At 61.0% G+C, this 23,410-nt stretch carries 26 protein-coding genes and 1 pseudogene; 9 read left to right on the top strand and 18 right to left on the bottom strand.

The features are described 5' to 3' along the window. Nucleotides 1-486, top strand: a 486-nt coding sequence (locus tag ACVNHC_RS24085) for a TRAP transporter large permease subunit (RefSeq protein WP_457169848.1), incomplete at its 5' end; no start/stop codon positions are given. A gap of 117 nt (nucleotides 487-603) precedes the next feature. Here ACVNHC_RS24085 and ACVNHC_RS24090 read toward each other — a convergent pair. The 5 genes from ACVNHC_RS24090 to ACVNHC_RS24110 form a co-directional block, all read right to left on the bottom strand. Further along, nucleotides 604-2,124 carry a tripartite tricarboxylate transporter permease gene (locus ACVNHC_RS24090; protein WP_457169849.1) on the bottom strand — a complete coding sequence of 507 codons (1,521 nt, stop codon included), beginning with the start codon at nucleotides 2,122-2,124 and terminating at the stop codon, nucleotides 604-606. Beyond that, the gene (locus ACVNHC_RS24095) at nucleotides 2,121-2,594 is read right to left on the bottom strand and encodes a tripartite tricarboxylate transporter TctB family protein (RefSeq protein ID WP_094463091.1); all 474 of its coding nucleotides are present in this window, start codon (nucleotides 2,592-2,594) and stop codon (nucleotides 2,121-2,123) included. The genes ACVNHC_RS24090 and ACVNHC_RS24095 overlap by 4 nt, the downstream gene beginning before the upstream one ends. Nucleotides 2,595-2,659: 65 nt before the next feature. Then, the gene (locus ACVNHC_RS24100; RefSeq protein ID WP_050472943.1) at nucleotides 2,660-3,622 is read right to left on the bottom strand and encodes a Bug family tripartite tricarboxylate transporter substrate binding protein; all 963 of its coding nucleotides are present in this window, start codon (nucleotides 3,620-3,622) and stop codon (nucleotides 2,660-2,662) included. 35 nt (nucleotides 3,623-3,657) lie between these two features. Further along, a complete protein-coding gene (locus tag ACVNHC_RS24105) occupies nucleotides 3,658-4,338 on the bottom strand; it encodes an RraA family protein (protein WP_457169850.1) in 681 nt (226 codons plus the stop codon). Nucleotide 4,339: 1 nt separating this feature from the next. Then, the gene (locus tag ACVNHC_RS24110; protein WP_457169851.1) at nucleotides 4,340-5,341 is read right to left on the bottom strand and encodes a hydroxyacid dehydrogenase; all 1,002 of its coding nucleotides are present in this window, start codon (nucleotides 5,339-5,341) and stop codon (nucleotides 4,340-4,342) included. A 175-nt stretch (nucleotides 5,342-5,516) separates the two neighbouring features. Here ACVNHC_RS24110 and ACVNHC_RS24115 point away from each other — a divergent pair, with 175 nt between their 5' ends. Next, nucleotides 5,517-6,434, top strand: coding sequence for a LysR family transcriptional regulator (locus ACVNHC_RS24115; RefSeq protein WP_457169852.1), 918 nt, complete (start codon nucleotides 5,517-5,519; stop codon nucleotides 6,432-6,434). A 133-nt stretch (nucleotides 6,435-6,567) separates the two neighbouring features. Here ACVNHC_RS24115 and ACVNHC_RS24120 read toward each other — a convergent pair whose 3' ends face one another. Next, complete coding sequence (locus tag ACVNHC_RS24120; RefSeq protein ID WP_457169853.1) at nucleotides 6,568-7,791, bottom strand: DMT family transporter; 1,224 nt, start codon at nucleotides 7,789-7,791, stop codon at nucleotides 6,568-6,570. A gap of 123 nt (nucleotides 7,792-7,914) precedes the next feature. On the opposite strand from ACVNHC_RS24120, the gene ACVNHC_RS24125 reads away from it, so the two are divergent. Next, nucleotides 7,915-8,532 (top strand): LysE family translocator, encoded by a 618-nt coding sequence (locus ACVNHC_RS24125; RefSeq protein ID WP_197717527.1) that lies wholly within the window; start codon nucleotides 7,915-7,917, stop codon nucleotides 8,530-8,532. Nucleotides 8,533-8,548: 16 nt separating this feature from the next. Here the strand turns inward: ACVNHC_RS24125 and ACVNHC_RS24130 are convergent, their stop codons facing one another. The 4 genes from ACVNHC_RS24130 to ACVNHC_RS24145 form a co-directional block, all read right to left on the bottom strand. Next, the gene (locus tag ACVNHC_RS24130) at nucleotides 8,549-8,941 is read right to left on the bottom strand and encodes a VOC family protein (protein ID WP_122520876.1); all 393 of its coding nucleotides are present in this window, start codon (nucleotides 8,939-8,941) and stop codon (nucleotides 8,549-8,551) included. Nucleotides 8,942-9,167: 226 nt separating this feature from the next. Beyond that, nucleotides 9,168-9,359, bottom strand: coding sequence for a helix-turn-helix transcriptional regulator (locus ACVNHC_RS24135; RefSeq protein ID WP_058898917.1), 192 nt, complete (start codon nucleotides 9,357-9,359; stop codon nucleotides 9,168-9,170). Further along, nucleotides 9,356-9,751, bottom strand: a complete 396-nt coding sequence (locus ACVNHC_RS24140; RefSeq protein ID WP_457169854.1) for a hypothetical protein — start codon at nucleotides 9,749-9,751, stop codon at nucleotides 9,356-9,358. Before ACVNHC_RS24140 ends, ACVNHC_RS24135 begins: the two co-directional genes overlap by 4 nt. 222 nt (nucleotides 9,752-9,973) lie before the next feature. Next, on the bottom strand, nucleotides 9,974-10,594 hold the full coding sequence (locus ACVNHC_RS24145; RefSeq protein WP_457169855.1) for a TetR/AcrR family transcriptional regulator: 621 nt from the start codon (nucleotides 10,592-10,594) through the stop codon (nucleotides 9,974-9,976). Nucleotides 10,595-10,687: 93 nt separating this feature from the next. On the opposite strand from ACVNHC_RS24145, the gene ACVNHC_RS24150 reads away from it, so the two are divergent. The 4 genes and pseudogenes from ACVNHC_RS24150 to ACVNHC_RS24165 all read left to right on the top strand — a co-directional run bounded on the left by ACVNHC_RS24150 (nucleotide 10,688) and on the right by ACVNHC_RS24165 (nucleotide 12,712). Beyond that, complete coding sequence (locus ACVNHC_RS24150) at nucleotides 10,688-11,158, top strand: cupin domain-containing protein (protein ID WP_208991478.1); 471 nt, start codon at nucleotides 10,688-10,690, stop codon at nucleotides 11,156-11,158. Beyond that, nucleotides 11,155-11,559, top strand: coding sequence for a hypothetical protein (locus ACVNHC_RS24155; protein ID WP_374628855.1), 405 nt, complete (start codon nucleotides 11,155-11,157; stop codon nucleotides 11,557-11,559). Before ACVNHC_RS24150 ends, ACVNHC_RS24155 begins: the two co-directional genes overlap by 4 nt. Nucleotides 11,560-11,936: 377 nt before the next feature. Next, nucleotides 11,937-12,446: pseudogene (locus ACVNHC_RS24160) on the top strand (ATP-binding cassette domain-containing protein); the annotation flags it as partial. 110 nt (nucleotides 12,447-12,556) lie between these two features. Continuing rightward, nucleotides 12,557-12,712, top strand: coding sequence for a hypothetical protein (locus ACVNHC_RS24165; RefSeq protein WP_167665861.1), 156 nt, complete (start codon nucleotides 12,557-12,559; stop codon nucleotides 12,710-12,712). Nucleotides 12,713-13,063: 351 nt separating this feature from the next. Here ACVNHC_RS24165 and ACVNHC_RS24170 read toward each other — a convergent pair whose 3' ends face one another. Next, a complete protein-coding gene (locus ACVNHC_RS24170) occupies nucleotides 13,064-13,435 on the bottom strand; it encodes a hypothetical protein (RefSeq protein WP_123195087.1) in 372 nt (123 codons plus the stop codon). A gap of 3 nt (nucleotides 13,436-13,438) precedes the next feature. Further along, nucleotides 13,439-13,732 (bottom strand): hypothetical protein, encoded by a 294-nt coding sequence (locus tag ACVNHC_RS24175; RefSeq protein ID WP_058898910.1) that lies wholly within the window; start codon nucleotides 13,730-13,732, stop codon nucleotides 13,439-13,441. A gap of 248 nt (nucleotides 13,733-13,980) precedes the next feature. Between ACVNHC_RS24175 and ACVNHC_RS24180 the strand changes: the two genes are divergently transcribed. Beyond that, complete coding sequence (locus ACVNHC_RS24180; RefSeq protein ID WP_058898909.1) at nucleotides 13,981-14,808, top strand: hypothetical protein; 828 nt, start codon at nucleotides 13,981-13,983, stop codon at nucleotides 14,806-14,808. A gap of 416 nt (nucleotides 14,809-15,224) precedes the next feature. Here the strand turns inward: ACVNHC_RS24180 and ACVNHC_RS24185 are convergent, their stop codons facing one another. The 6 genes from ACVNHC_RS24185 to ACVNHC_RS24210 all read right to left on the bottom strand — a co-directional run bounded on the left by ACVNHC_RS24185 (nucleotide 15,225) and on the right by ACVNHC_RS24210 (nucleotide 22,614). Beyond that, the gene (locus tag ACVNHC_RS24185) at nucleotides 15,225-16,217 is read right to left on the bottom strand and encodes a LysR substrate-binding domain-containing protein (RefSeq protein WP_457169856.1); all 993 of its coding nucleotides are present in this window, start codon (nucleotides 16,215-16,217) and stop codon (nucleotides 15,225-15,227) included. A gap of 105 nt (nucleotides 16,218-16,322) precedes the next feature. Further along, nucleotides 16,323-16,712, bottom strand: a complete 390-nt coding sequence (locus tag ACVNHC_RS24190) for a tautomerase family protein (protein ID WP_457169857.1) — start codon at nucleotides 16,710-16,712, stop codon at nucleotides 16,323-16,325. A 69-nt stretch (nucleotides 16,713-16,781) separates the two neighbouring features. Continuing rightward, entirely contained in the window at nucleotides 16,782-19,448 is a 2,667-nt protein-coding gene (gene ppdK / locus ACVNHC_RS24195; protein ID WP_457169858.1) for a pyruvate, phosphate dikinase, read from the bottom strand. 326 nt (nucleotides 19,449-19,774) lie between these two features. After that, on the bottom strand, nucleotides 19,775-20,575 hold the full coding sequence (locus ACVNHC_RS24200; RefSeq protein ID WP_457169859.1) for an AraC family transcriptional regulator: 801 nt from the start codon (nucleotides 20,573-20,575) through the stop codon (nucleotides 19,775-19,777). A 39-nt stretch (nucleotides 20,576-20,614) separates the two neighbouring features. Beyond that, nucleotides 20,615-21,796, bottom strand: coding sequence for a 4-hydroxybenzoate 3-monooxygenase (locus ACVNHC_RS24205; protein WP_457169860.1), 1,182 nt, complete (start codon nucleotides 21,794-21,796; stop codon nucleotides 20,615-20,617). A gap of 185 nt (nucleotides 21,797-21,981) precedes the next feature. Further along, on the bottom strand, nucleotides 21,982-22,614 hold the full coding sequence (locus ACVNHC_RS24210; protein WP_457169861.1) for an NAD(P)H-dependent oxidoreductase: 633 nt from the start codon (nucleotides 22,612-22,614) through the stop codon (nucleotides 21,982-21,984). A 179-nt stretch (nucleotides 22,615-22,793) separates the two neighbouring features. On the opposite strand from ACVNHC_RS24210, the gene ACVNHC_RS24215 reads away from it, so the two are divergent. After that, nucleotides 22,794-23,174 (top strand): winged helix-turn-helix transcriptional regulator, encoded by a 381-nt coding sequence (locus ACVNHC_RS24215; protein WP_457169862.1) that lies wholly within the window; start codon nucleotides 22,794-22,796, stop codon nucleotides 23,172-23,174. Nucleotides 23,175-23,410: the final 236 nt, after the last annotated feature.

The raw sequence follows: 23,410 nt of genomic DNA on the forward strand, positions 1-23,410 counted from the left end.
CCAATCTCGTCAGCGTCCTGCAAAACTGGTGGTTCAAGTAAAACTGAAAACGCTATCTATGTCAGCCCCTTCTCATATTTCGTGAGCATCAGCGGCGTCAGCCAGGAGATGATAGGAGCCATCGAAAATCTCGGACTTCCACCGCTCGGCGTCATCTTGTTGCTGGTGTTTATTTACCTGATCCTCGGCGCATTCTTTGATGAAGTGGCAGCTGTCGTCGTCACCTTGCCCTTCGTGCTTCCGGTCATCCTGTCGCTTGGCTACGATCCCATCTGGTGGGGCATCCTGAATGTTGCGTTGATCGGGGTCGGCATGCTGACACCGCCGATCGGGATCAACGTGATGCTGTTGAACGCGATGCGGCGGGATATTCCCCTGTCAACAATCTACAAAGGAGTCCTGGCCTTCTTTTTCGCCGATTGCGTTCGCATCCTCATCCTCGTGCTGTTCCCGCAGGTAACGCTTTGGCTTCCCGCCAGCATGTAGAGGTGTCAACGCCGGCAGGCTCCTTGCCTCACACGCCCTTACATCCGATCCCCGCTGCGATACGCTCGACCGTAGCGGGGATCGATGTAATTCTTGCAATGCGGCGGCAGGACTGGGCTACGGCGCCACGCTGCCGGCCGGAGCACCCGCCGGCTTGCGTTTGCGCAGGCTGCCATAAATCCCCCAAAGCAGCAGCGCCAGCGTGATCAGCAGCACGGTTGCGCTGATCGGACGTTGAAAGAACGTCATCGGATCCCCCCGGCCCAGAAGCATCGCGCGGCGGAAATGCTCTTCCATCAGCGGACCAAGGACAAAGCCCAGCAGCATCGGTGCGGCGGGGAAGGAGAGGTATCGCAGCCCGTAGCCCAGCAGGCCGAAGAACGCGACCAGAAGCACGTCGAACGCACTGTTGTTCACGCTGTAGGTGCCGATGCAGACGAACATCAGAACGGCGGGGAACAGCCATTGATAGGGCACTGTCAGCAGCCTGACCCAAAGGCCGATCAGGGGGATGTTCAGCACCAAAAGCAAAAGGTTCCCGATCCAGAAGCTCATCACCAGCCCCCAGAACAGTGCGGGCTGTTCAGTCATCAGTTGTGGGCCCGGTGCGATGCCGTGGATCATCAGGGCCCCCAGCATCAGCGCCATTGTCGCCGATCCGGGGATGCCGAGGGCGAGGGTCGGTATGAAGGCAGTCTGGTCAGCGGCGTTATTCGCCGATTCCGGCCCCATGATCCCCTCGATCGCGCCGTTGCCAAAGCGCTCGGGCTCTTTTGCCACGCGTTTTTCCAGCGCATAGGACATGAAGGCGGCAATCGACGGGCCGGTTCCGGGCAAGGTGCCAAAGAAGGAACCGACGGCCGAGCCGCGCAGCATGGGGAGCCACGAGCGGCGCACATCATCGCGGGTGGGCTTCATGGCCTTGAAACTCACCGACTCGGGGCTGACACTCTTTGCACTGACCTTGCCAACGCTGGCGATCACTTCGGACACACCGAACAATCCCAGCGCCAGCGCCACCAGGGCAATTCCATCGGCCAGATCGATCATCCCGAAGGTGAAGCGGCGGGCGCCGGTATAGATATCGGCGCCAACCAGCCCGAACAGCACCCCCAGACAGACCATGATCAGGCCCTTGATCATCGCCCCGCTGGACATGCCGGACGCGGCAATCAACCCCAGAAGCATCAGGGCGAAATACTCGGTGGATGAGAACTGCAGGGCCATCCGGCTGATCACGCCCGAGAAGCCCATCATCAGGATGATCCCCACCGATCCGCCGAAGAAGGAGGCCAGCGTGGTCATCAGCAGCGCCACGCCCGCGCGGCCTTGTTGCGCCATCGGGTAGCCGTCCAGCGCGGTGATGGCGCTCGATGGGGTACCGGGCACGTTCAGCAGGATCGATGCCGTGCTTCCGCCGTAGGTCGTGCCGTACCAGATCCCGGCCAGCATGATCAGCGCGGCAGTAGGTTCCAGTTGAAAGGTCAGCGGAAACAACATGGAGATCGCGGCCAGAACGCCAATGCCGGGAATGACGCCCAGCAGGGTTCCCATGAACACACCGACGAAACACCACATCAGGTTGTTCAGCGACAGGGCGGTTTCCAGCCCCAGCAGGATGTTGCCGGCAAAGCTCATGACCAGTTCCACGCGAAAAGGGGGAACGTCATCCCAAGCCCAAGCTTGAAGATAAGCACCGCCAGCACTGAAAGGAAAAGAACAAGGGCCGCTATGGCCAGCAGTGTGTTGCGCCGGTCAGACAAGGCAGAAATGCCGACCACCGCCAGCACGGCCGGAACAAGGCCCAGGGGCCGCAGAAGCAGAGCGAACGCCACCACCCCGGCCACGCACAGGAAGGCTGTGCGCAGTTCGAACCGGACGGGCATTCTGGCGCCGCCCGATACCGCGCACAGGCTGCGCCAGCTGTTGAATGCCAGCACCAGCCCCAGAAGCGCCAGCGTCACCCCCAGCCCGGTGGGAAACATTCCCGGCCCCATCCGGCGCAACGTCCCCAGCGGATAGTTGCCGGCGGCGTAAACGGTGACGGCAACGCCGGCGCAGGCGATCAACAGGCCGGAAACCAGATCGGCGCGGTCATTCTGGATCATCTCTCCCTCCCTTCAGGTCCTGCGGGCACGGCTTTGCAGCCACCGCCCGCAGGTTTGCTTAGGCCTTAACGCAGGCCTGCGGCACGCACCACCTCGGCCCAGGTTGCGGCCTCCTCGGCGAGATAGGCCTTGAACTCTTCGGCCGTGCCCCCCAGAACGACGCTGCCTTGTGCCTCCAGCGCTGCACGCAGATCAGGATCGGCAAGAGCTTCGTTGATCGCGGTGTTCAGCGCGGTCACGGCTTCTTCTGGCATCCCGGCAGGACCGACGACAGCCTTCCAGTCCGTCGCCTGATAGCCTTCGAACCCAAGCGAGGCCACCGTCGGCACGTCAGGCGCCAGCGGATGCGGCTCCAGAGAGGTGACAGCCAGCAGACGCACATTGCCAGCCTCGACATGCTGCATGACGCTGGGCAATGAGCCGATATAGATATCGACCACGCCCCCCATCACATCGGAGATCGCCTGCGCGATCCCCGTGTAGGGAACATGCTCGAACTTCAAGCCGCCCTGCAGCATCAGCCGCTCCACCGCCATATGCGAGACGGTGCCAGTCCCGGGCGTGCCATACATGATCGAGCCGGGTTCAGCACGTGCGGCGTCCAGAACAGCGCCGAAATCGGCGTAGGGGCTGTCATTGTAGGTGATGATCCCCATCGGCTGTGTATTGACAAGCGCGATGGGCGTGAAGCCCGCCTGCGGGTCATATTTCACTTCCGGGTTCAGCGCCGGGTTGACCGCCAGGTTCGACGTCTGGCCCATGCCGATGGTCTGCCCGTTGGCGTCAGCGCGCGACAGCTGGTCCATCCCGATTGTCCCGCCAGCTCCGGGCACGTTCAGAACCACAAAATTCCATCCCGTCTTCCGCGCAATCTGGTCATTGAGCTGCCGTGCCAGCACATCCGTTCCACCGCCGGGCGGATAGGGCACGATGTAGTCGATGTTCCCGCTGGGCCAGGACTGGGCAAAAGCCGCACCTCCGCAGGCAAGGAATGCGGCCACGGCCAGCGATGTCAGGTGATGTTTCATCTTGTCTCCTCCTTTGATGAATGGCTTGTTTTGTGTCACGCGCCCGGCAAGGCACAGCCAAGCCGGCGCAGGGCATCGTCGATCCAGCTGCGGTCGTTGCTGCGGTCGGCAATCTGCGCCATCAGCCGGGTCTCAGCGGCCTGCTTGGCCACCGCCTTTTCGAGAATTTCCTCCGCCGCCGCATAGGGTACGGCCAGAACGCCATCACCATCGCCGATGATCAGATCACCGGGTTCGATGACCATGCCATCCAGCGCGACCGGCACGTTGATTTCGCCCGGGCCGTCCTTGTAGGGGCCGCGGTGGGTAACCCCTGCGGCCCAAAGAGGCAGGTTTGCCTCGGCAATTGCATCGGCATCACGGACTGCACCGTTCAGCACAAACCCCGCCACGCCCCGGTTGATGGCATGGGCCAGCATCAGCTCGCCCATCAGCGAGTTTGTCAGATCGCCGCCGCCATCCACCACGATCACGTCACCGGGCTCCGCCATGTCGATGGCTTTGTGCAGCATCAGATTGTCGCCCGGACGCGCCTTCACCGTCACGGCGGGGCCCGCCATGCCGCCGCTGCGGTGCATCCGCATCAGGCGCGGCCCGCCCCCCGACATGCGGTGCATGGAATCGCTGACAACGGCAACGGGAAGCGCAGCGAAACGCGCCACCAGAGCGGCAGGCACCGCGCGCTCACGGATGAGGATGCGAAAACCGATAGACATCTTATTCTCCTGTCGCCGGGGTGAGTTCAGCCAGCAGCTGCCGGTTCATGATGCGGTGTTCGGGAACATGGCGCCCTTCCAGCATGTCGATGATGCCGCGCAATGCCTCCTGACCGACGCGGGCATTGGCCTCGCGCGTCACGCCGCCGATATGCGGGGTCAGCACAATGCGCGGCTCGGTCAGGAACGGGTGGTCTGCGGCCGGGGGCTCCACCGCGAAAGTATCCAGCCCCGCACCGGCCAGCTGCCCCGACCGGATCGCCTCCAGCAGGGCCGGCTCGTCGATCAGCCCACCCCGCGCCGTGTTGACGATGTAGGACTGAGCGGGCATTTGCGCGAGGCTTTGTGCATTGACCACCGCCCGCATCGCATCGGTCAGCGGGCAATGCAGGCTCAGGATGTCCGAGGTGCGGAACAGGTCCGGCAGGTCCGCGCAGCGGCGGACGCCTGTGCGGGTGAATGCCGCATCTGCGGCGAAGGGATCATGTGCCTGCACCTCCAGCCCCAGCCCGCGCGCCATCTGCGCCGCCGCCTGGGCGATCGCGCCCATCCCGAGCAGCCCCAGCCGCATTCCCGCCAGTTCACGCCCGGCAAAACCGGGCTTTTCCCAGCGCCCGGCGCGCAGGCCCGCATCCAGCGGCAACAGGCGTTTCACCGTTGCCAGAACCAGCGCAATGGTGTGTTCGGCGACAGAGACCGCATTCGCGCCCGTTGCGGCAAGAACCGGAATGCCCCGGGCCGCGGCGGCAGCAAGATCGATATTATCGACCCCTGCCCCATGCTTGGAAATCACCCGCAGGCCGGGAGCCGCATCCATTGCCGCGGCATCCAGCCGGCCCATGCGCGAAACCACGGCCACAGCACCGCTGCCGCGCAGAGCGTCCTGAAGGTCCCCGGCCGAAGCATAGGGCGGCGCGTAATGCAGCACATAGCCCGCCGCCTCCGCGATCTCGACAGCAGTTTGATGCAGTTCCGGTCCGGTGACCAGGATGGACTTCGACATAGCATTCCCCCGATGCGGGCAGCAGGCTGCCCGACAGCTTCAATCGGATTGATGGTAAGGTTTTTGCCCCCTCTCCCAAGGGGGCAGGCAAACTCCTCGAGCCGAGCATATGACAAAGCAGCGCTTTACAAAAATGCCAATATTGATATCTTAAATTAAGAAAAACTGCATGATCATGGATACAAGACAACTTCACACCCTTCTGGCGATTGTTCAGCACGGCAGCTTTGCCAAGGCGGCGGAGGTTGTTCATGTGACGCCATCGGCTGTCAGCCAGCAGATTCAGGCGCTGGAGCAAGAGCTTGGCGCAACGCTGTTTGAGCGCAGCACCCGCCCGCCCGCGCTGACGCCTCAAGGCGTGCAGGTGGTCGAGATGGCCCAGGACATTCTGCGCCGGGTCAGAGAGGCCCGCTCCGCGCTGTCCGGCGATCAGGTGACGGGAACACTGTTGCTGGGGTCGGTGCGCACCAGTGCGCTGGGGGTCCTGCCCCGCGCCATCATGAAGATGCGCGAGCACTATCCGCAGCTCAGGATCAACCTGCAGGTGGCCAATTCGTCCAGCCTGATTGCGGAAGTCGCCGCCGGGCGGCTGGATGCGGCGGTCGTTGCCGAGAACATGAGCATCCCGCAGCTCATCCGCTGGAGCCCGTTCCTGCGCGAGCCGCTTTGGGTCATTGCTCCGGCCAGCATGGGTAAGGACGCGGCCTCAGGCGACGTGGCCGCGATGCTCCGGACCCTGCCGTTTGTGCGGTTCCAAAGCCCCGTGCCACTGGCAGGACTGATCGACACGGAACTGGCCCGCTTGCAGATCACCACACAGGACGTGGCCGGAATGGATTCCATTGCGTCCATCATCAATTGCGTGGCCGAGGGGATGGGAATATCCATCGTGCCCAACATCGCCCTGCGCGAACCACAGGCCGAAGGACTGCTTTATCTTCCCTTCGGCGAGCCGCAGATTTTCCGTCAGATCGGGCTCATCGAACGCATCAATGCGGTGCGGGCCGATGTCATCGACCAGTTTCACAGCATCCTGGCAGAAACCTGCGGCGAGCATGGAGTCAGGCGCAACGAAGAAAACAAGCGCCGGTGATCCTGCTTCGAACTGCTTTGTCCATCGGGTCCATCCCTTGACGGGTTAACGCCCCCTACCGCCACCTTGGCTCGATCGGCGAGCATCTTCGCCGTCCAACCGGCTACAGTGCCTGCGGCAAGTGACGAGGCAGTCATGCGCCGCGTTTCCGCAGCGCCTCCCGCCGCATCAGATAGCTTGCTGCCCCGACGATGATCGCGGCCCCCGCTGTTGTCGCTGTGTCCAGGACTTCGCCAAACAGCACAGAACCAAGAACCACGGCATAGACCAGCTGAGTGTATTGCAGGTTTCCGATGACGTTCGCCTCCCCCAGACGCAGCGCCTTGACGCCGGCCCATTGGCCAGCAGTGGCCAGCCCACCCATGGTCAAAAGCAGGATCAGGCCGTGCAGGTCTGGCGGGACCCAGACCCATGGAAGCGGAACAGCAGACAGAAGCCCGATGAAGCCAGCCTGATACACCAACAATGTCGCTGTGCTTTCCGTCTGCGACAGCCGCCGCACAGCAATGACCGCGACCGCAGCACCGGCACCGCCGAACAGCGGAATCAAGGCATGAAATGAGGTGAAGCCTTCGATCCCCGGACGCATCACGACGACGACACCCAGGAAGCCGGCCATCACCGCCCCGATCCGGTGCCTGCCTACCGGCTCGCCGAGAACCCACATGGCCAGAAGTGCCACGAAAAACACCTGCGAAAAGGAGAGGGTAATCGCTGTCGTCAGCGGCAGAACCGCGACGGCCCAAATGCCTGACGACAGGGCGATGAACGCTCCAGCAAGGCGCCCCCCATGCCAGCCCGGATGGCGTGTTTGAAGGCTCTGCGGGAATGCCTTGATGAGGGCGGGCAGCGATAACAGGAACACCACGGCCTGGCGGATAAAGAGAATTTGCAGCACATGAAACTCTGTCACGGCAAGTTTGGCCAGAGCGGCGACGGCGGCATAAAGCCCGGCAGCCAGCAGTGCCCAGAGAATACCCTGCACATTGTGAGGCACCGGGGCTCGACCCCTGCCATTGGCGGCTGTACGGGTCATGGCATTCGGCCCCTTGCTGGTATCCTGCCTTGAGAGAAATTTGGTACCGTGGTACCAGTTCATTGTCAAGCTGCAGAGTGTGGGGATACGATGGCTGCGAAAAAAGTTGAGCGAGTTCAAACCGGGGTCCGGATCGAGAGGCGCGTGCTTCAAGTTCTGAAGGCCATCGCAGCCCAAAAGGGGATCGGTCTTGGCGACCTGATTGAAGGAATTGTGCTGCACAGCTTTGAAGGCAAGCCACCCTTCGGACCGGAGACCCTCGATTTCATCGCGCAAATGCGAAAGGCCTACGGGCTCGATCTCAACGCCGAAGACAGCCATACCCTCTCCGAAGAGTAGCCTTTGAACAGCGCCCGGCCGGCACTGTCACCTGCTGGAGATTGTGCCGGCCGTGATGCTGGATGTAATCTCCCGATCCACGCTGATTGCTGACGGGCCCTGCCGATGACCCTTGCCAATTCACTGTCCCTGCTTCTCATCATGGTTGCCCTGGCGGCAATTCCCAGTTCGAGCGTCGCGCTGGTGGTCGTCCGCTCGGCAACGCGGGGTGTCCGCGATGGCGCCGCTGCTGCGCTCGGCATCGTGGTTGGGGATCTCATCTTCGTTGCCCTGGCGATTGCAGGGCTTGTGGCAATTGCTGAAGTGATGGGCACGCTTTTCGCCATATTGCGTTATGCAGCCGCCGCTTATCTCATCTGGTTCGGCTTCAGCCTGATCCGTGGCGGCGCCAAAGCCAGCCAGACGGCGGATGAGCGCCGGGCGGGCGGCATGGCCGTGAGCTTTGCCGCCGGCATCGCGCTCACACTCGGCGACGTGAAGGCGATCCTGTTCTATGCGGCGCTGTTCCCGGTCTTGATCGACGTCACCGTGCTTTCGGCCTTCGACATCGGCGTGATCGGCGCAATTACGCTGATTGGCGTGGGCGGCGTGAAACTGGCATATGCCGTCGCGGCGCGCGCGATTGTAACCGCATCGCACGGGTTTCCATTCAGAAGGCCCATACGCATGGCCGCTGGCACCTTGATGATCGGCACGGGCGGCTATCTGATCGCCAAAGGGTAGCGATCGGGGCTTGCGATCAGTCCGGTGCGTAGCAAACCGCCTGAAGCTTGTTTCCATCAGGGTCGCGAACATAGGCTGCGTAATAGTTCAAACCGTAGTGCGGCCGCGGTCCAGGCTCTCCCTCATTGATGCCGCCCCATTTCAACGCCTCTTCATGGAAGGCGTGAACCTGGGCTTTGGTATCGGCGACAAAAGCAATGTGGGTTCCGTTCCCCCATGTTGCGGGACGGCCGTCCTCCGGTGTGTAGATGTAGATCGTCGGCATTTGGCCCTCGCGCTCATAAGCGAGAGGCTTTTCCGCCGGCTTGGGCAATCTGGAAAAGCCGACCGCCCCCAGCACGGCATCGTAAAACTTTGCCGACCGTTCCTTGTTGTTCGTCCCCAATGTGATGTGGCTGATAACGGACACCGGTTTCTCCCTCGTTCTATGTGGTTGCCAACGGTCCCTGCTGACGCTTTGACCGCGAGCCCAAGCAGAGCTTCGCTCCCTCGCCACACTGACCGGCCATGAGGTCAGGACAGGGAAACACCCCGGCAATCGGCCGGCGCGCCAGCGGCATAGTCTGGCGAAAGCCCTCTCCGGCCGCTTCGAAACCAGGTTCTGCGATGCAGACGCATTGACCTGTCACATCCGGCTAATGCGGATGGAAAATCTCTTCGATGGGCAGAGCGAACAGACGGGCGATCTTGAACGCCAGCGGCAGGCTGGGATCGTAGCGCCCGCGCTCCAGCGCATTGACCGTCTGACGCGACACATCAAGCTTCGCCGCCAGATCCGACTGAGACCAGTTTCGTTGCAGCCGCAACTCCTGAATGCGGTTGTTCATCTGTAGCGCAGACGCCCAAAGAGAACGCCGGCGAGCCAGAGCCCGCACATGACCGGCCAGACAGCAAAGGCCGACAGCCTCGGAAAGCCGGCATTTTCCAGGAAACCGTAGCTGAAAGTTATCAGCGCCGTTCCCGCGAAGGCAAGGGCAAAGGCTTCAAGCTGCAGCCGGCGCTGCAACTCGTCCAGGCGGCGGATGACACCGATGATGGACCAGCAAAGGAAGATTGCAGGGACCATCGGCGCCAAGGTGATCGCGATGGCTGCCCCCCTGTTGCCGATGCCACTGGCCAGAAGACGAAGCGAGACCATCAACGTAATTGCATATGCCAGCATGCTCAAAAAGGCCGGGATCATGTTTCGGACCAGGCCGGCGGGAGTGTTGTTGGTCATGCGAGCACCTGCTGTAAAGCCTGCTTTACACTTATCGGTTCCAACCCGCATGTCAAGCAGACTTTACAGGCCGCGGTATCCACCGGTCTGAGGAAGCGCTCCTCTCCGCCTCCTGCGCCTGCAGGATCGCGTGATCTGCACAGAACATGCGCCAGGCGGCCGCGGGCGCGAACGGGCCGTCCATATATCTGGCGCGGTCCGAGGCCATGACGTGCGCCACCGTCAGCGCTGCCGGGGTTTCGCCTGATCAGCCGCAGCAACGCTGGCCGGGCCAAGATGCCGTGTCAGGATGGCATCGGCGATCTCGCCCAGAAGCCGCGCGGCGGTGGCGCTGTCGCGGCCGGCGACGTCGGTCAGCGCGACCAGCCCCTCGACCCCGGCGACTGTTGCAAGTGACGCGACCAGATCGGCGGCCTGCGCAGCCGACAGATCATGCGGCAACTCGTCCAACGCGCGCTGCATGTAGCCCACCCGGCGCGCGCCGCGGCTGCTGGTGCCGTCTGCCGCGGTCACGGCATGGGCAAGATATTGCCGAAACGCGGGTTCGTTTTCCAGGGTCAGACGGATCATGGCCGCCGTGATGGCCGCCAGACGCGCACGCAGATCAGTGGTTCCGGCAATGACCTGCTCATAGGGCGGAACCAATGTGGCAAGGCCCGCTTCCAGCGCAAGCGCCTGGGGCTCCGAAAAATACCGGTAGGCCGTCGCACGCGAGATGCCGTGTTCGGCCGCCGCCGCTGCGACAGTTACGGGCTCTCCCCGGCTCATCAGCCGTCGCGCGCCGTCAAGGATGGCGTCGCGGGTGCGCTGCTTCTGGTTCGTTCGCTCGGCTTTGTCCCGCATCTCGTCTCCCGATCATTTTACCTGTTGAGACACATGTCTCATGATGATAATAAGAGTCTTATATCGGGAATGAATCCCGTCAAGGAGAAAACAATGACAGACGCACGTCACTACGATGTCTTCGGCCTGCTGGTCAGCTTCCGGGTCCTGCCAGAGGAAGTGGATGGCAAGTTCACCCTGATGGAGGCCATCGTGCCCCCCGGCTTGGGCGCACCGCCGAATTGCCATGCTGGGGAGACGGAAACCTTCCAGGTTTTGGACGGTGATTTCCTGTTCCTGATCGACGGCAAGTCCATCGCCGCGAAGGCTGGCGACACGCTGGTGGTTCCCGACGGAGCAGCGCATACCTTCCGCTGCACGGGCGATGCCCCCGGCAGGCTCCTGATCGTGAACGCGCCGGGGCGCATGCATGTGGACTTCTTCCGCGGTGTGGGCCGCCCGATGGCCGATGACAGCCGCCTGCCCGAACCGCAGGATGGCCCGCCCGATATGGCCAGGATCATGCAGGTCGCGCAGGCCACCGGCATGACGCTGCTGCCCCCGCAACCGGAGGGTGCCCGATGACCGGGTTCGGCGCCCCCTTTCGCCCGGCTTGCCTGCCGGGGCTTGCCCGGTTCCAGTTCCGCGCGGCCACGGTCTATCTGATGGCCGGCCTTCTGCTGGGCATCGTGATGGCCGCAGGCGGTGATTTCACGCTGAAGGGTGTGCATGGGCACATGCATCTGCTGGGCTGGGTGACACTTGCCCTGACCGGGACCATTTACGCGTTGGCACCGCATCTGGCGGAAGGCGCGCTGGCGCGCTGGCATGTGATCCTGCACAATCTGGGTCTGCCCATCATGCTGGTGGCGCTGACCGCCTATCTGTGGGGCATGACTGCTGCAGAACCGGGGATCGCGGCCGGCGCAATGCTCAGCACCCTTGGCCTTGGGGCCTTTACGCTGGCGGTCTGGCGCGCGCTTTAAGCGCGCCAGTGCTCCCCCCCAATGCTTCCCGAGTGCCACACCAGTGCTCTCAGGCTTGCGCCCCAAAGGGGCGGCGCCTATGCTGCCCATCTCCCCCCAACAAGAGGCATGTGACATGGACCTGCCCCTCGCCGCCCGCATCCATCCGGCTCTGCTGCGAAAGGTCCTGTTCCATACCTGCATTCCTGTCCCTGTCCGGGCTGTCCTTTTCCACCCCTGACGGCACCCAGTTATACCAAGGCTTTCGATGCTGACGCATCACGCCTTGAAAATGCTCAAGCGCCGCAAGGGCTTAACCAATGCTCGATGAGTCAAGCTCATCGGGCATTGGTATTATTCTCTGAAATCACCCTGAACTTCGGTGGAGGGCCGGCCTTGCCGGGCGCAACGGTTGTGGCAAATCCACGCTTTTGCGGCTGCTGGCAGGCGCAGTCGAGCCTGGCGCAGGCACCATCACGCGTGCCGGAACCGTCGGCTGGATGCGGCAGGAGGTCCGGCTGGAGGTCCGGCAACCGGGCGGCAGCATAGCGTAGGCACTGGGGATTGCCGGAGGCCTTGCCTGCATCCGCCGCCTGCTGCGCGGCGAAGGCAGCGCCGAGGACGCCAGCGCGGCGGACTGGTCGCTGGAGGACCGGTTGACGGATGCGCTGACCCGCGCCGGGCTGGCCGGGATCGCCCCCTCGCACCCTTTCGGCACGCTCAGCAGCGGGCAGCGCGCACGTCTGGCCCTTGCCCCCGTGCTCCTGGAAGCGCCCGATATCCTGCTGCTCGACGAGCCCACCAACAACCTCGACGCCGGCGGGCGCACGCTGATTGCAGAGCTTCTGCGCGGCTGGCGTGGCTGCGTCATCGTGGCCAGCCAGCCGCGCATTGCTTGCATGTGTTGACAGGATCGCGGAAATCACAAACGGGCGCGCGATCTCTTTCGGTGGCCCCTGGCCGGTTTTTGCTGCGGCCCCCGCAGCGCGGCTGGAAGCGGCCAGATCCGCGCTCGACCATGCCGAACAGGCATCGCGCCGCCGGCACCGAGCGCGAGATCAAGGCCAAGCGCAATGTTTGGACGGTACAGGCCGAGGGCCGCGACCGTGACCGCGACGCCGAGCGGGACGACGGCGGGCGCGACCGCGACCGGGGAATAGGTTGGGACGATTGACGGCAGCGCATGGGGCGCAGTCGTCGGGCCGTAAGGCAAAACAGATGGATAACGAAACGAAACAGAAGCCCCGCAAGATAATCGACCTAGACGCGCTCCTAGCCAAGCAGCCAGAGGCGGGCGGCCAATGGGACTTAGATGAACTTGTGCAATGGAAATCAAACGCACCCACATGGGAGCGCCTTTTCACCCCCGCCGCCGTGGCCGCGATTAGAGCCGCCGCCGGAAGGATTGGGTGTTCGCCGGAGGTATATATCCAGATCGCCACCCTGCGGCAGCTAGACAGCGACATACGCCAGCAGCGCCCCCGCCCCGGCGGGGATTTTTCGATTGCAAAACCAAAACGCGGGATCAACGAAGGTATGCAGGCCAGTACCGACGCTCACGGTCGTGCCAGTATCGGTATCCGTTGCCGTCGCGGTAGAACGTGTAACAAGTCCGCACGCCCGAATTGCTGTTGGCCGTGCAAAGCACGCCGTCATTGGCAATCTGATAGGTGCCCCGCGCGCTCATACGGCTATCGTCATACCGATAGGTGCCATCCCGCGAGAACATGAACGTTCCTGTTCCCTGACTCCATGCCCGCCCAACAAAGGTGCTACGCACCTGATCAGCCGTCAGACGGTTGCCGTTATCGGCCGATGCTGTCTGGCAGGCCATCAGACCCAGCATGAAAAGCGCGGCGAAGACCGCGCCGCAGCGTGACAAGCTCGGGAACATCATTGTTTACCTCGGTAGCGCGGCTTTGATGCGGTCGAGGATCGTCAGCGACTCCCGCATGGCTCCGGTGTCGTTCTGTTGATGGGCGCGGTCGTGCAGAGCGCGGCCCCTTTCGAGTTGCCGGGTAAGGTCGGCTTTCCTGTCGGCGGGCAACGAGGCGGCGGCCAGCCGGGACGCCACGTCCGGGTATTCCGCCGTACCCCGGCAAGCAAGTGCGCTGGACGCCCCCGCCACGGTGAACATAAGCCCGCCTACGAGAAGTGCGGCAGGCCGCGGGAAATGTTTATGTTGGTTGGTCATGGGTGCCCCCGGCTTCCGTAACGATTGTCCATGCCCCCCGCCTCATATGCGAACGGGCGCGCGACTACGACCCGTGCGACGGGCCGCCCGATTATTTTCATAAGGGTGGCTACCGGCAGGTGTCACCGGCAAAGTTGGAAGGCATGGAAAAATCGGAAAACGCAACGAATAGGTGATCCCTCTCAAAAGCTTGATCGGGAGTTCCGGTCTGGCTAGAAAGGAGAAAAAGAGCCGCGTGGGGGGACGGCATGGGGGACAAGTTCGCCAGTTTTTCAGAATGGTGGAAGCTGTTCGATGCTTTGTGCATCGAGCGCGGCCATGTCGATAACGACCACCTTGCCAGCGAATATTGCAATCTGACCAAGAAGAAGGCGGGCGGCGCTTACGAAAGCGCACTGAAAAGCCTGAACAACTGGCGCAGGGGGTTGCACACCCCCAGCCGCCGAAACTTCCGCATCCTGACCTTGCTGCTTCGCGTGGAGGACATGGCCGATGCGCTGCCGTACTGGCACCGGCTTTATGAAGATGCCCAGCGGCGCACACCTGCCACCGAACCGGACAACGGCGACGCGAACGGACACACGGGCATCCCCGAAGGGATAGCACCGCCCCACCCTGTTGCAGCGTCCCGCCGCGTCCGTCATTGGCAGATTGCCGGAATCGTAGCCCTTCTGGTGTTGGCCGCTGGCGGCGGCATGATCGGATTGAGCGGTTGGCAGGAGTCGGAAAGCGCGGCCATCCAAAGGAAACGACCCGAACCCGGCCCGCGTGTGATCGACATGACTGACCAGCGCATTTACTGGCGTGAGCGTTCCGAGGTGAGGGTAGGCGAGTCGGTTGTGATCCACGCCAAGCGTGGACGCTGCGGCGAGCAGCCGCCATCGTGGGAAGAGGTGTTCGAGTATCTGCCGGAACTCTCCACGGGCATTTGGTCAGATGGAGGGGTAGGCTACCGCGTCAGCCGCTCATGTGGCGGAGCGACTCCCGCAAGGGCGGTCGTGTTCACGGCCACGCGCCCCGGAGAAGATCGGTTCATGCTTTACGAAGACCCCATCACGATCCGCGTGGAGCAGTAGCCCCCGCCCACAATTCCTGACAGGCAACGCCGGCCAGGCGCGGCCAAACCGTCAGCTATTCGGTATCCCTGCTGACCTGTTTCCCTTTAGCCCGTTTGTTTTGTACTTGTTTTGTTCTTTTTGTGATTATATAGGTGTTTTTGAATGGTTTTACCCCCGTTTTGTGGACGGGGTTTTTGTGTTTTGTTTTTTGATTTGGTTGCGGGGGCTGGATATGATCACAACTTGCGCCCCGAGCAAGTAAAGATGGTTGCGGGAGCGCGCACCCATCATAGCTTGCGCTCGGCAGACGGCCGATTCGTGGGCCCGGCCGATGTTGGCGAGGTCGCCAAGCACGTAAAGATGGTTGCCGGGGGACGCAAGTATCTCAACTTGCTTTTTCATGCGGTGGAAGAAAGGCGTGTTATTCAGAGGCTTTAATCTGACGCCTCCAGCTTGGCCTTTCGCTCTTCAGCCATGTTCCTGGCGATGGCGACAACGTGGAGAACTGCACGCTTGGGGTTGGTTTCAAGCCAGACTGCCTTAACCGGGCACGAGCTGTTTCTCCCAGTGATCGGTCGCCACACGGTGTTCTCAATAGCGGTGGCTCTGGCGAAGCTGGTCCCTGCCAAGGCGAACCCTTTTCCCAACCGCACCTTGACGAGCACCGTCGCCTGGCTGGCGTGGCACTGTTCTACAATCGGAGCGCTTGAGCCGGTCGTTATGCGACGGAGAAAACAGGGATCGAGTTGCGGGCCTTCTGCCCCAATCGGCACCAGAAGACGCTCTCCAGCGAGTTCCTCCCACGTCAGCATATCGTGCTTTGCCAATCTATGATCGCCGGGTAGAAGAACGGAAATTCCCTCCTCCCAGATCGTCTCACTACTGCAGCCTTTCACTTCGCAGCAACCACACATGAAGGCGATATCGAGGTATCGACGGCGGATAGCGGTTGCGTGCCTGTGGCACGAACCATCGCGGATGGTGACGTCGATTTCCGGGTGCTTGTTCCTGAACCGGTCGATAAGCCGGAATAGAAATTCCTGCCCCACGGGAGCGCAAAGGCCGATGCGGAGTCTCGCAATGCCCTTGTTACGGTGGGCGGCCTGCAACAAAACGTCTTCCAGACCATCGATATGGGATCTGGTCGTTTCAAGCCAACGCTCACCTTCTTCCGTCAGTCGCACGCCTTGACTGTGGCGCTCGAAGAGCTGGATATCGAGGTGCTGTTCAAAGGCAGAGATGTTCCGGCTGACAGTCGATTCTTGTACGCCCAATGCCTGCGCTACCCGCCGCATGCTGCCATGTTCTATGGCAGCCAACACGTATTTTAGAAGGCGAAGCGCATCAAGGCTCATAGATTTACGCGGTGTTGAAAAGTTCAGACGTGCGGTGTTCAGATGAATTTCGTTGTAATTGAGTGGCGGCACGAGCGCTCCTCAATTGCACCCATAGAGCGCGCATTAGTCTCGGCAGATATTTTTCTTCAAGACTTCGCGGGCACATACTTATCAATACTTGCATGCAAGCCATCTTCACAATTTACCAGTTAAAAACTGAGCTTCACCGTACCCAAAAGACCAGTCCTCATCCTCGTTTTCAGTGAATGATACCATGACGTCGCCACGCGGCACTCCACACTCGGCTTCAAGGCTGGCACAAAGTGTCTCATAAAAGGCTCGCTTCGCAGCGGTGGTACGTTTCCGGGAAACCACTTCCAAAAGCAGAAACTTGTCCGTTCGGGTAATATTCAAACCTGTATCGAGCGCCCGCAGGTGAGACGGTTCGTGTTCCGTAAGAATTTGATATCGGTCGCGCTGGGGCACCCCGAAAGAACCCACCATGGCGTCATGGGCGGCATCAAGAAGACGATTAAGTTCCTCCGGCGTACGCCCTTTAATAACATGAAACTTCAGGAGAGGCATTTCGCTACCTTTGCACTTAGCTACCGTGTGTTGGCCCCGAACAATCATATCCTGTACCGAACGGAGAGCTCAGGACGTCTGCGTGGCAATAGCTGCCTGGGCCGCCGCGAGCCTCGCTATGGGCACTCGGTAGGGCGAGCACGACACGTAATCGAGGCCGGCTTCCTGGCAGAACCGCACCGATGCCGGGTCACCGCCATGTTCGCCGCAAATGCCCATTTTCATGCCCGGGCGCTTGGCGCGTCCATTCTGGACGCCGATGCGAACCAACTCGCCAACCCCTTCCCGGTCGATCGTCGTGAACGGATCTTCCGCCAGAATACCTTTGGCCTTGTACCCGGCGAGAAAAGCTCCGGCATCATCGCGGGACAATCCAAGACATGTCTGCGTCAGATCGTTGGTGCCGAAGCTGAAGAACTCCGCGACCTCGGCAATCTCGTTCGCGCATAACGCTGCTCGCGGCAGTTCGACCATGGTGCCGACCATGTAAGTGAAGTGAACGCCGGCCTTCTCCCTTACCGTGACTGCCGTGCGATCGATCATTTCCTTGAAGATGGTGAGTTCCCGTTTGGACATGACCAGCGGGATCATGATTTCGGGTTTCGGCGTATTGCCCCTGCATGCAACTTCGGCCGCAGCTTCGAAGATGGCGCGCGCCTGCATCTCGTAGATTTCCGGATACGTAATGCCGAGCCGGCATCCACGATGCCCCAGCATCGGATTGACTTCCCGCAATTCGGCCGAGCGTTGTCTCACACGCGCGACATCCAGGCCGGCGGCTTCGGCCACCGCGGTCATTTCGGTATCCCCGTGGGGGATGAATTCGTGAAGAGGGGGATCCAGCAGGCGGATGGTCACCGGGAGATCTCGCATGATCTCGAACAGCGCCACGAAGTCCTGGCGCTGATAGGGCAACAGACGGGACAGCGCCTGTCTGCGGGCGTCGCCATCTTCGGCCAGGATCATCTCCCGCATGAAAGTGATGCGCTCCGGATCGAAGAACATGTGCTCTGTGCGCGCAAGCCCAATTCCTTCGGCTCCGAATTGACGTGCTGCTTCGGCATCGCGCGGCGTTTCAGCATTGGCGCGCACCTGCATCGTCCGGAATTTGTCCGCCCATGCCATCAGATCAGTGAAGTCACCGCCAAGGTCCGGCTGCACCATCGGCACCACACCAGCCATGACATCGCCGGTGGAGCCGTCGATAGTAATGACGTCGCCGGCTGAGAAAGTATGCTCGCCCGCACGCAGAACCTCCACCTTCTCATCCACCCGTAAGGACGAGGCACCGCACACGCATGGCTTGCCCATGCCACGCGCAACGACTGCGGCATGGCTGGTCATGCCGCCGCGCGTCGTCAGGACTCCCATTGCGGCATGCATACCGCTGATGTCTTCGGGACTTGTCTCGTCGCGCACGAGGATCACATCCCAGCCTTGCGCCACCCGCTGTTCGGCTTGTCGGGCACTGAAGACGATGCGCCCTGTCGCTGCTCCCGGCGAGGCGGGCAACCCTTTGGCCAGGACGCTGCGCTCCACTTTTGGATCGATCGTCGGGTGCAGAAGCTGGTCGAACTGAGATGGATCGATGCGCATGACCGCCGTCTTGCGGTCGATCAACCCTTCTCTCACCATGTCGACGGCGATCTTTAGGCTGGCTCTGACCGTGCGTTTGCCGCCGCGGGTCTGCAGCATCCACAATTTTCCCCGCTGTACTGTGAACTCCATGTCCTGCATGTCGCGATAGTGTGTTTCCAAGCGCTCGCGCACCCGGCAGAGCTCCGTGAACGCCTCCGGCATGGCTGCCTCCATGGAGGGAAGCTCCTCCCTTCGGGCGATTTTCTCCGCCTCGGTCAGGGGCTGCGGTGTGCGGACACCCGCAACCACGTCCTCCCCTTGGGCATTGACCAGAAACTCCCCATAGAATGCGTTTTCACCCGTCGATGGGTTGCGGGAAAAGCAAACGCCCGTCGCACAATCCTCGCCCATGTTGCCAAACACCATGGCCTGGACATTGACAGCCGTACCCCAATCCTCGGGGATGCTGTGCAGCTTGCGATAGAACGCTGCCCGCTGGTTCGTCCAACTGCCGAACACCGCGCCAATCGCGCCCCAAAGTTGTTCCTGCGGATCTTGCGGAAAGGACCTGCCAAGGGCGGCTTCAATCTTTTGCTGGTAGTCGGCAATGACAGCCTTCCAGTCCTCTGCCGTCATGTCCGTGTCGGAAGTCGCACCCTTCGCGTGTTTGTGGTCATTGAGAATATCTTCGAACTCGGCGTGCTCGACACCCAGGACGACATTGCCATACATCTGGATGAACCGGCGGTAGCTGTCATAGGCAAAGCGCCGGTCGCCGCTGGCGCAGGCAAGCGCCTCGACCGTCTCGTCGTTCAGACCCAGATTCAGGATGGTATCCATCATACCGGGCATTGAGGCTCGGGCGCCGGACCGCACCGAGATCAGCAGTGGCGTCTCTCCTCTGCCAAAGGTTGCGCCAAGGGCGGTTTCAAGCTGCCGCAGCGCCTTCGTGACTTGGTCGTGAAGCGACTCCGGATAAGTCTGTCCGTTTGCCGTGTACCAAGTGCAAACTTCAGTCGTTATGGTGAAACCCGGCGGCACCGGGAGGCCAAGGTTAGACATTTCCGCCAGATTGGCGCCCTTGCCGCCGAGCAACTCGCGCATATCAGCGCGTCCCTCAGCCTTGCCATCGCCGAATGTGTAGACCCATTTACGCATGCCGCCTCTTCGCAGTCGTCTTGTTGGATTGATTAAAAAAAAAGCCGCGCTGACCGCTTGTCAGCGCGGCAGGTGGGGAGGAGCTCAGATGGCCGACTAGATCGCGGCCAGTTCCACACCGCGTCCCGCTCCCACGCAGGCGCTGTTCGCAGCACAGTTTTGTTGCATGAACGAAAATTGCTGTCAATACAATACGGCAATTATCATTGCAAAGCAGTATTCATTGTCGGAGACACTCACCAATCAGGGCTATGAAGCCTGAAATCGGTAGCGACTAGCCTCGAATGGCTGTCCTAGGCCGGCCAATAGGCCGCGTGCCTGTCAGATCATGGCGCGCGCAGATGATCCGCTACGTAGCGCAACGGCGCTTTGCCCATGGCTTTCCTGAACATGGTGATGAAGCTGCTGGCGCTGTCATAGCCAAGGTCGAGCGCAACGCACTGGACTGTTTCTCCAGCAGATAAGCGCCTTAGTGAGGTGATGATGTGCATTTGGCGGCGCAATTGTCCGAAGCTCATCCCCGTTTCATTCAACAATCGACGCGTCAAGGTGCGCTCACTCATTCCGACACGCCCCGCCCATTCGCCGACACTTACTCGACTGGCAATATCATCGAGCATCATCCCGAATAGCCTCGCGAGACGCGGATCAGCGGGTACTGGCAGGCGGAGGTTTTCCATCGGCGCATCCGCCAGTTCATCGAGAAAAACAGCAATCAGGCGCGCGTCCTTTCCCTCGGCCGGGTAATTCACACCGATCCGGGAAGCGCGCCGGATCAATTCGTTCAGAAACGGGGAAACCGATACCGTGCAACAATGGGCGGGAAGGCGCTGCGCCGCCCGCTCATCAATGAAGAAGCTAAAACATTCGACATCGCCGGTTCCGAAGACAGCGTGTGGGAGCTGGCTTGGTATCCAGACGGCGCAATTGGATGGCGCGATCCAGATCGCTCCGTCCACCTCGCAATTCATGACACCTCTGGCGGTGTAGATCAGCTGACCCTTCCGATGCGAATGCCGCTGCGAATGTTCAAGCGCTTCTAGCGCGCCCGCAAACCCCCAAGGGACGACATCACGCGGGATATCGTCGACATGCTTTATCAAGGCAATGTCCACGTTCGGATGCATGATGTCGTCCCTCTTCTTTCGTCGGGGTCGATCAGCGGCTTAGGCGAGCCCTGCCGCCAGTTCTGAATAGGCCCTGCCACTATCGGTCGACGTCAGGAGTCGACTCAGACGAGCTCGGGCAAGATTGGCCCGGAACGACCCGGCATTCGTCATATCGGCGGGATCGTGCAGCATCTCCGTACACCAGGCAGAGTATTCCTGATAATTCCAGGTTCTGTGCAGGCAGGTATCAGAGTAGCCATCGAGGCGGGACGTGTCGCCCGTCTCGGAGAACTTGCGGACCGCCAGCACAAAGGTCTCCGCATCGAACAGCGCGAGGTTCATTCCCTTCCCGCCGACGGGCGAGATGATATGCGCCGCATCTCCGACAAGGAACAGGTTACGGTAGCGCATTGGCTCGAATACGACGCTGCGTAGCGGAAAGATCATACGATCGTCGATTGGAGCGTTCTTGAGCTCTGGCATCCCTAACCGCAGGCGAAGCTCGTTCCATATCCGGTCGTCCGGCCAGTCTTCCACGGTGTCGGTCGGCTCGCACTGCAGATAGAAGCGGCTCAGCGCGCCTCGCGGAAACTGCGCGGCAAATCCCCGGAATCCGGTGGCCATCATGACGCTTGGCTGAGCTTCCGCCAGGATGTTCAGCCACGAGATTCCATACTCGTGCGAGTGCATGCTTAGCACTCCTTCAGGGATGCTCTTGCGGCTGACACCATGAAATCCGTCACACCCGGCAACGAAATCACAGCGAATCTCGTGCTGGGTGCCCTCTGTGTCGCGGTAAGTGACTGCCGGAGTTTCGGTTTCGAGATCGCTTATCGCAACATCGGCCGCCTCGAAACGGACATCACTGCCAAGTTCCTGCAGATTGCGGATCAGATTGCGAACAAGGACTTGCTGCGGGCAAAACCGGGCCGGCGGCGCGCCATTGTGGGGGCCGAGGTCTTCCTTGAAAATATGGCTGACGCCGTCAATGCGGAAATCGGTGGTATCACCATAGGGCGGGCCGGCGATTACCTTGTCCGCAATACCCCATTGTTCGAACATGCGGACGGCGCGCGCTTCGACGGTCCCAGCCCGCTGCCGCTCTTCGATGTGCGCGAGGCTGCGGCTTTCCAAAACGATGGCGCGGATGCCGCTCAGCGCCAGAAAGTTCGCGGTCGTGAGGCCGGAGGCTCCCGCACCGATGATGACGACGGTGGTTTGTTCCTTGATCGGAACCATGACAATCACTTCTTGCTAGAGGCTGCGTTTGGCCTCCTATAGCTCGGAATGGCAATGGCTGGATTAAGCAGGAATGACAAACGATTGTGATATCCAGCCAAACTGAAAAAGCGTTCTTAGGCATCGAATTCCGGGCATAGACCATGACGACGGCGGCCAGCAGAACTGTGAAGCCGCCAGGAGCGTCAGCGCAGTTCGGTGACGAACTGGTCGCGCGGGCGTCGAACCTTCTTAAGGTTGACGAGCCAGTCGTTCTCGGGATCGCGATAGCCGAGCATCATGATAGCCACGGAGCGTAGCCCGCGAGCGCGCAGCCCAAGGATTTCATCTAGCCCATCAGGATCGAATCCTTCCATGGGAGTGGCGTCCACGTCCTCCATGGCGGCAGCGGTGACAGCCAGACCAAGGCCAATGAAGGTCTGCCGCGCTGCATGCTCGAAATTCATCTGCGCCGGCCGGGGCGTGAATTGATCAAGCAGCCTTTGGCGATAAGCCTGCAAGGCTTCATCGCTAAATCCGCGCTCGTTCTCAATGTGATCGAATACCATATTGATGCGCTCGGGCGTGTAGTTATCCCAGGCGGCAAATACTAGCAGATGTGAGCCATCCGTGATCTGTCCTTGGCCATATGCGATCGGCTTAATCCGCTCGCGCATTTCGGGGTTGGAAACGACGATGACCTCGAAGGGTTGAAGGCCGAGCGATGTGGGGGCAAGGCGCACCGCTTCAAGAATCCGGTTGACCTTGTCTTCGGCAACGGATTTCGACGGATCCATTTTCTTGGTGGCATAGCGCCAGTGCAGCTTGTCAAGCAGCATAAAGTAACCTCACGCGTCAGTGCAGACGTCAGCCGTGTTCCTGCCAATGCGGGACCAGCTGGATTGTCAGAAGGATTCAGTATATTTTTGTGCCTAGGCACAATTGGTAACTTAAGAGCACCGCTCAAGGCGCACAAGAAGGCACATTTCTTAGCCTAGGTCAGACAGGAGGAACCGCATTGAGTCTTCATCTCGGCGAGAACCAATGTCAGAGGATCAGCGAGGTACTGGCACGTGTTGGCGACAAGTGGAGCGTGACCGTTATCCTGACGCTTGGAGAAGAACCTCGTCGTTTCAACGCGCTGAAGCGCTCCATCGGTGTCATTTCCCAGCGTATGCTGACCATGACATTACGAGGGTTGGAACGGGATGGCCTTGTCCGGCGCAATGTCTTCGAAGGCGTTCCGCTGAAAGTTGAATATGAGCTGACCGATCTCGGCCGGTCTTTCATGAAGACGCTCGGACCGGTGGGAGACTGGGCAATCGCCAATCTGGATAGAATTGACGCGGCGCGCGATGCCTTCGACGCCAAGGGAAGAGAAAGTATGGCCTGGCGCTGATCCGTCTACGGTCCGTCAGGCCGTTGTGTCACTGTATACCGGACCACCCAAAGACGCCGTTGCACAGTCGAAAATCTCTGACCGGCACCACCCTACGGCGGTGCTGGTCTCTAATATCGGGGCCAGTTCCCGCCAGGAAGCGGGCATCACGGCCATCAATACCACTGTTGGGTTGGACGGCCCCTACGGCATCGATGTGCCAGAATGAGGTTGTTAGCGATCTCAAACGATGGAGC

The organism is Pannonibacter sp. Q-1 (genome assembly GCF_054073275.1).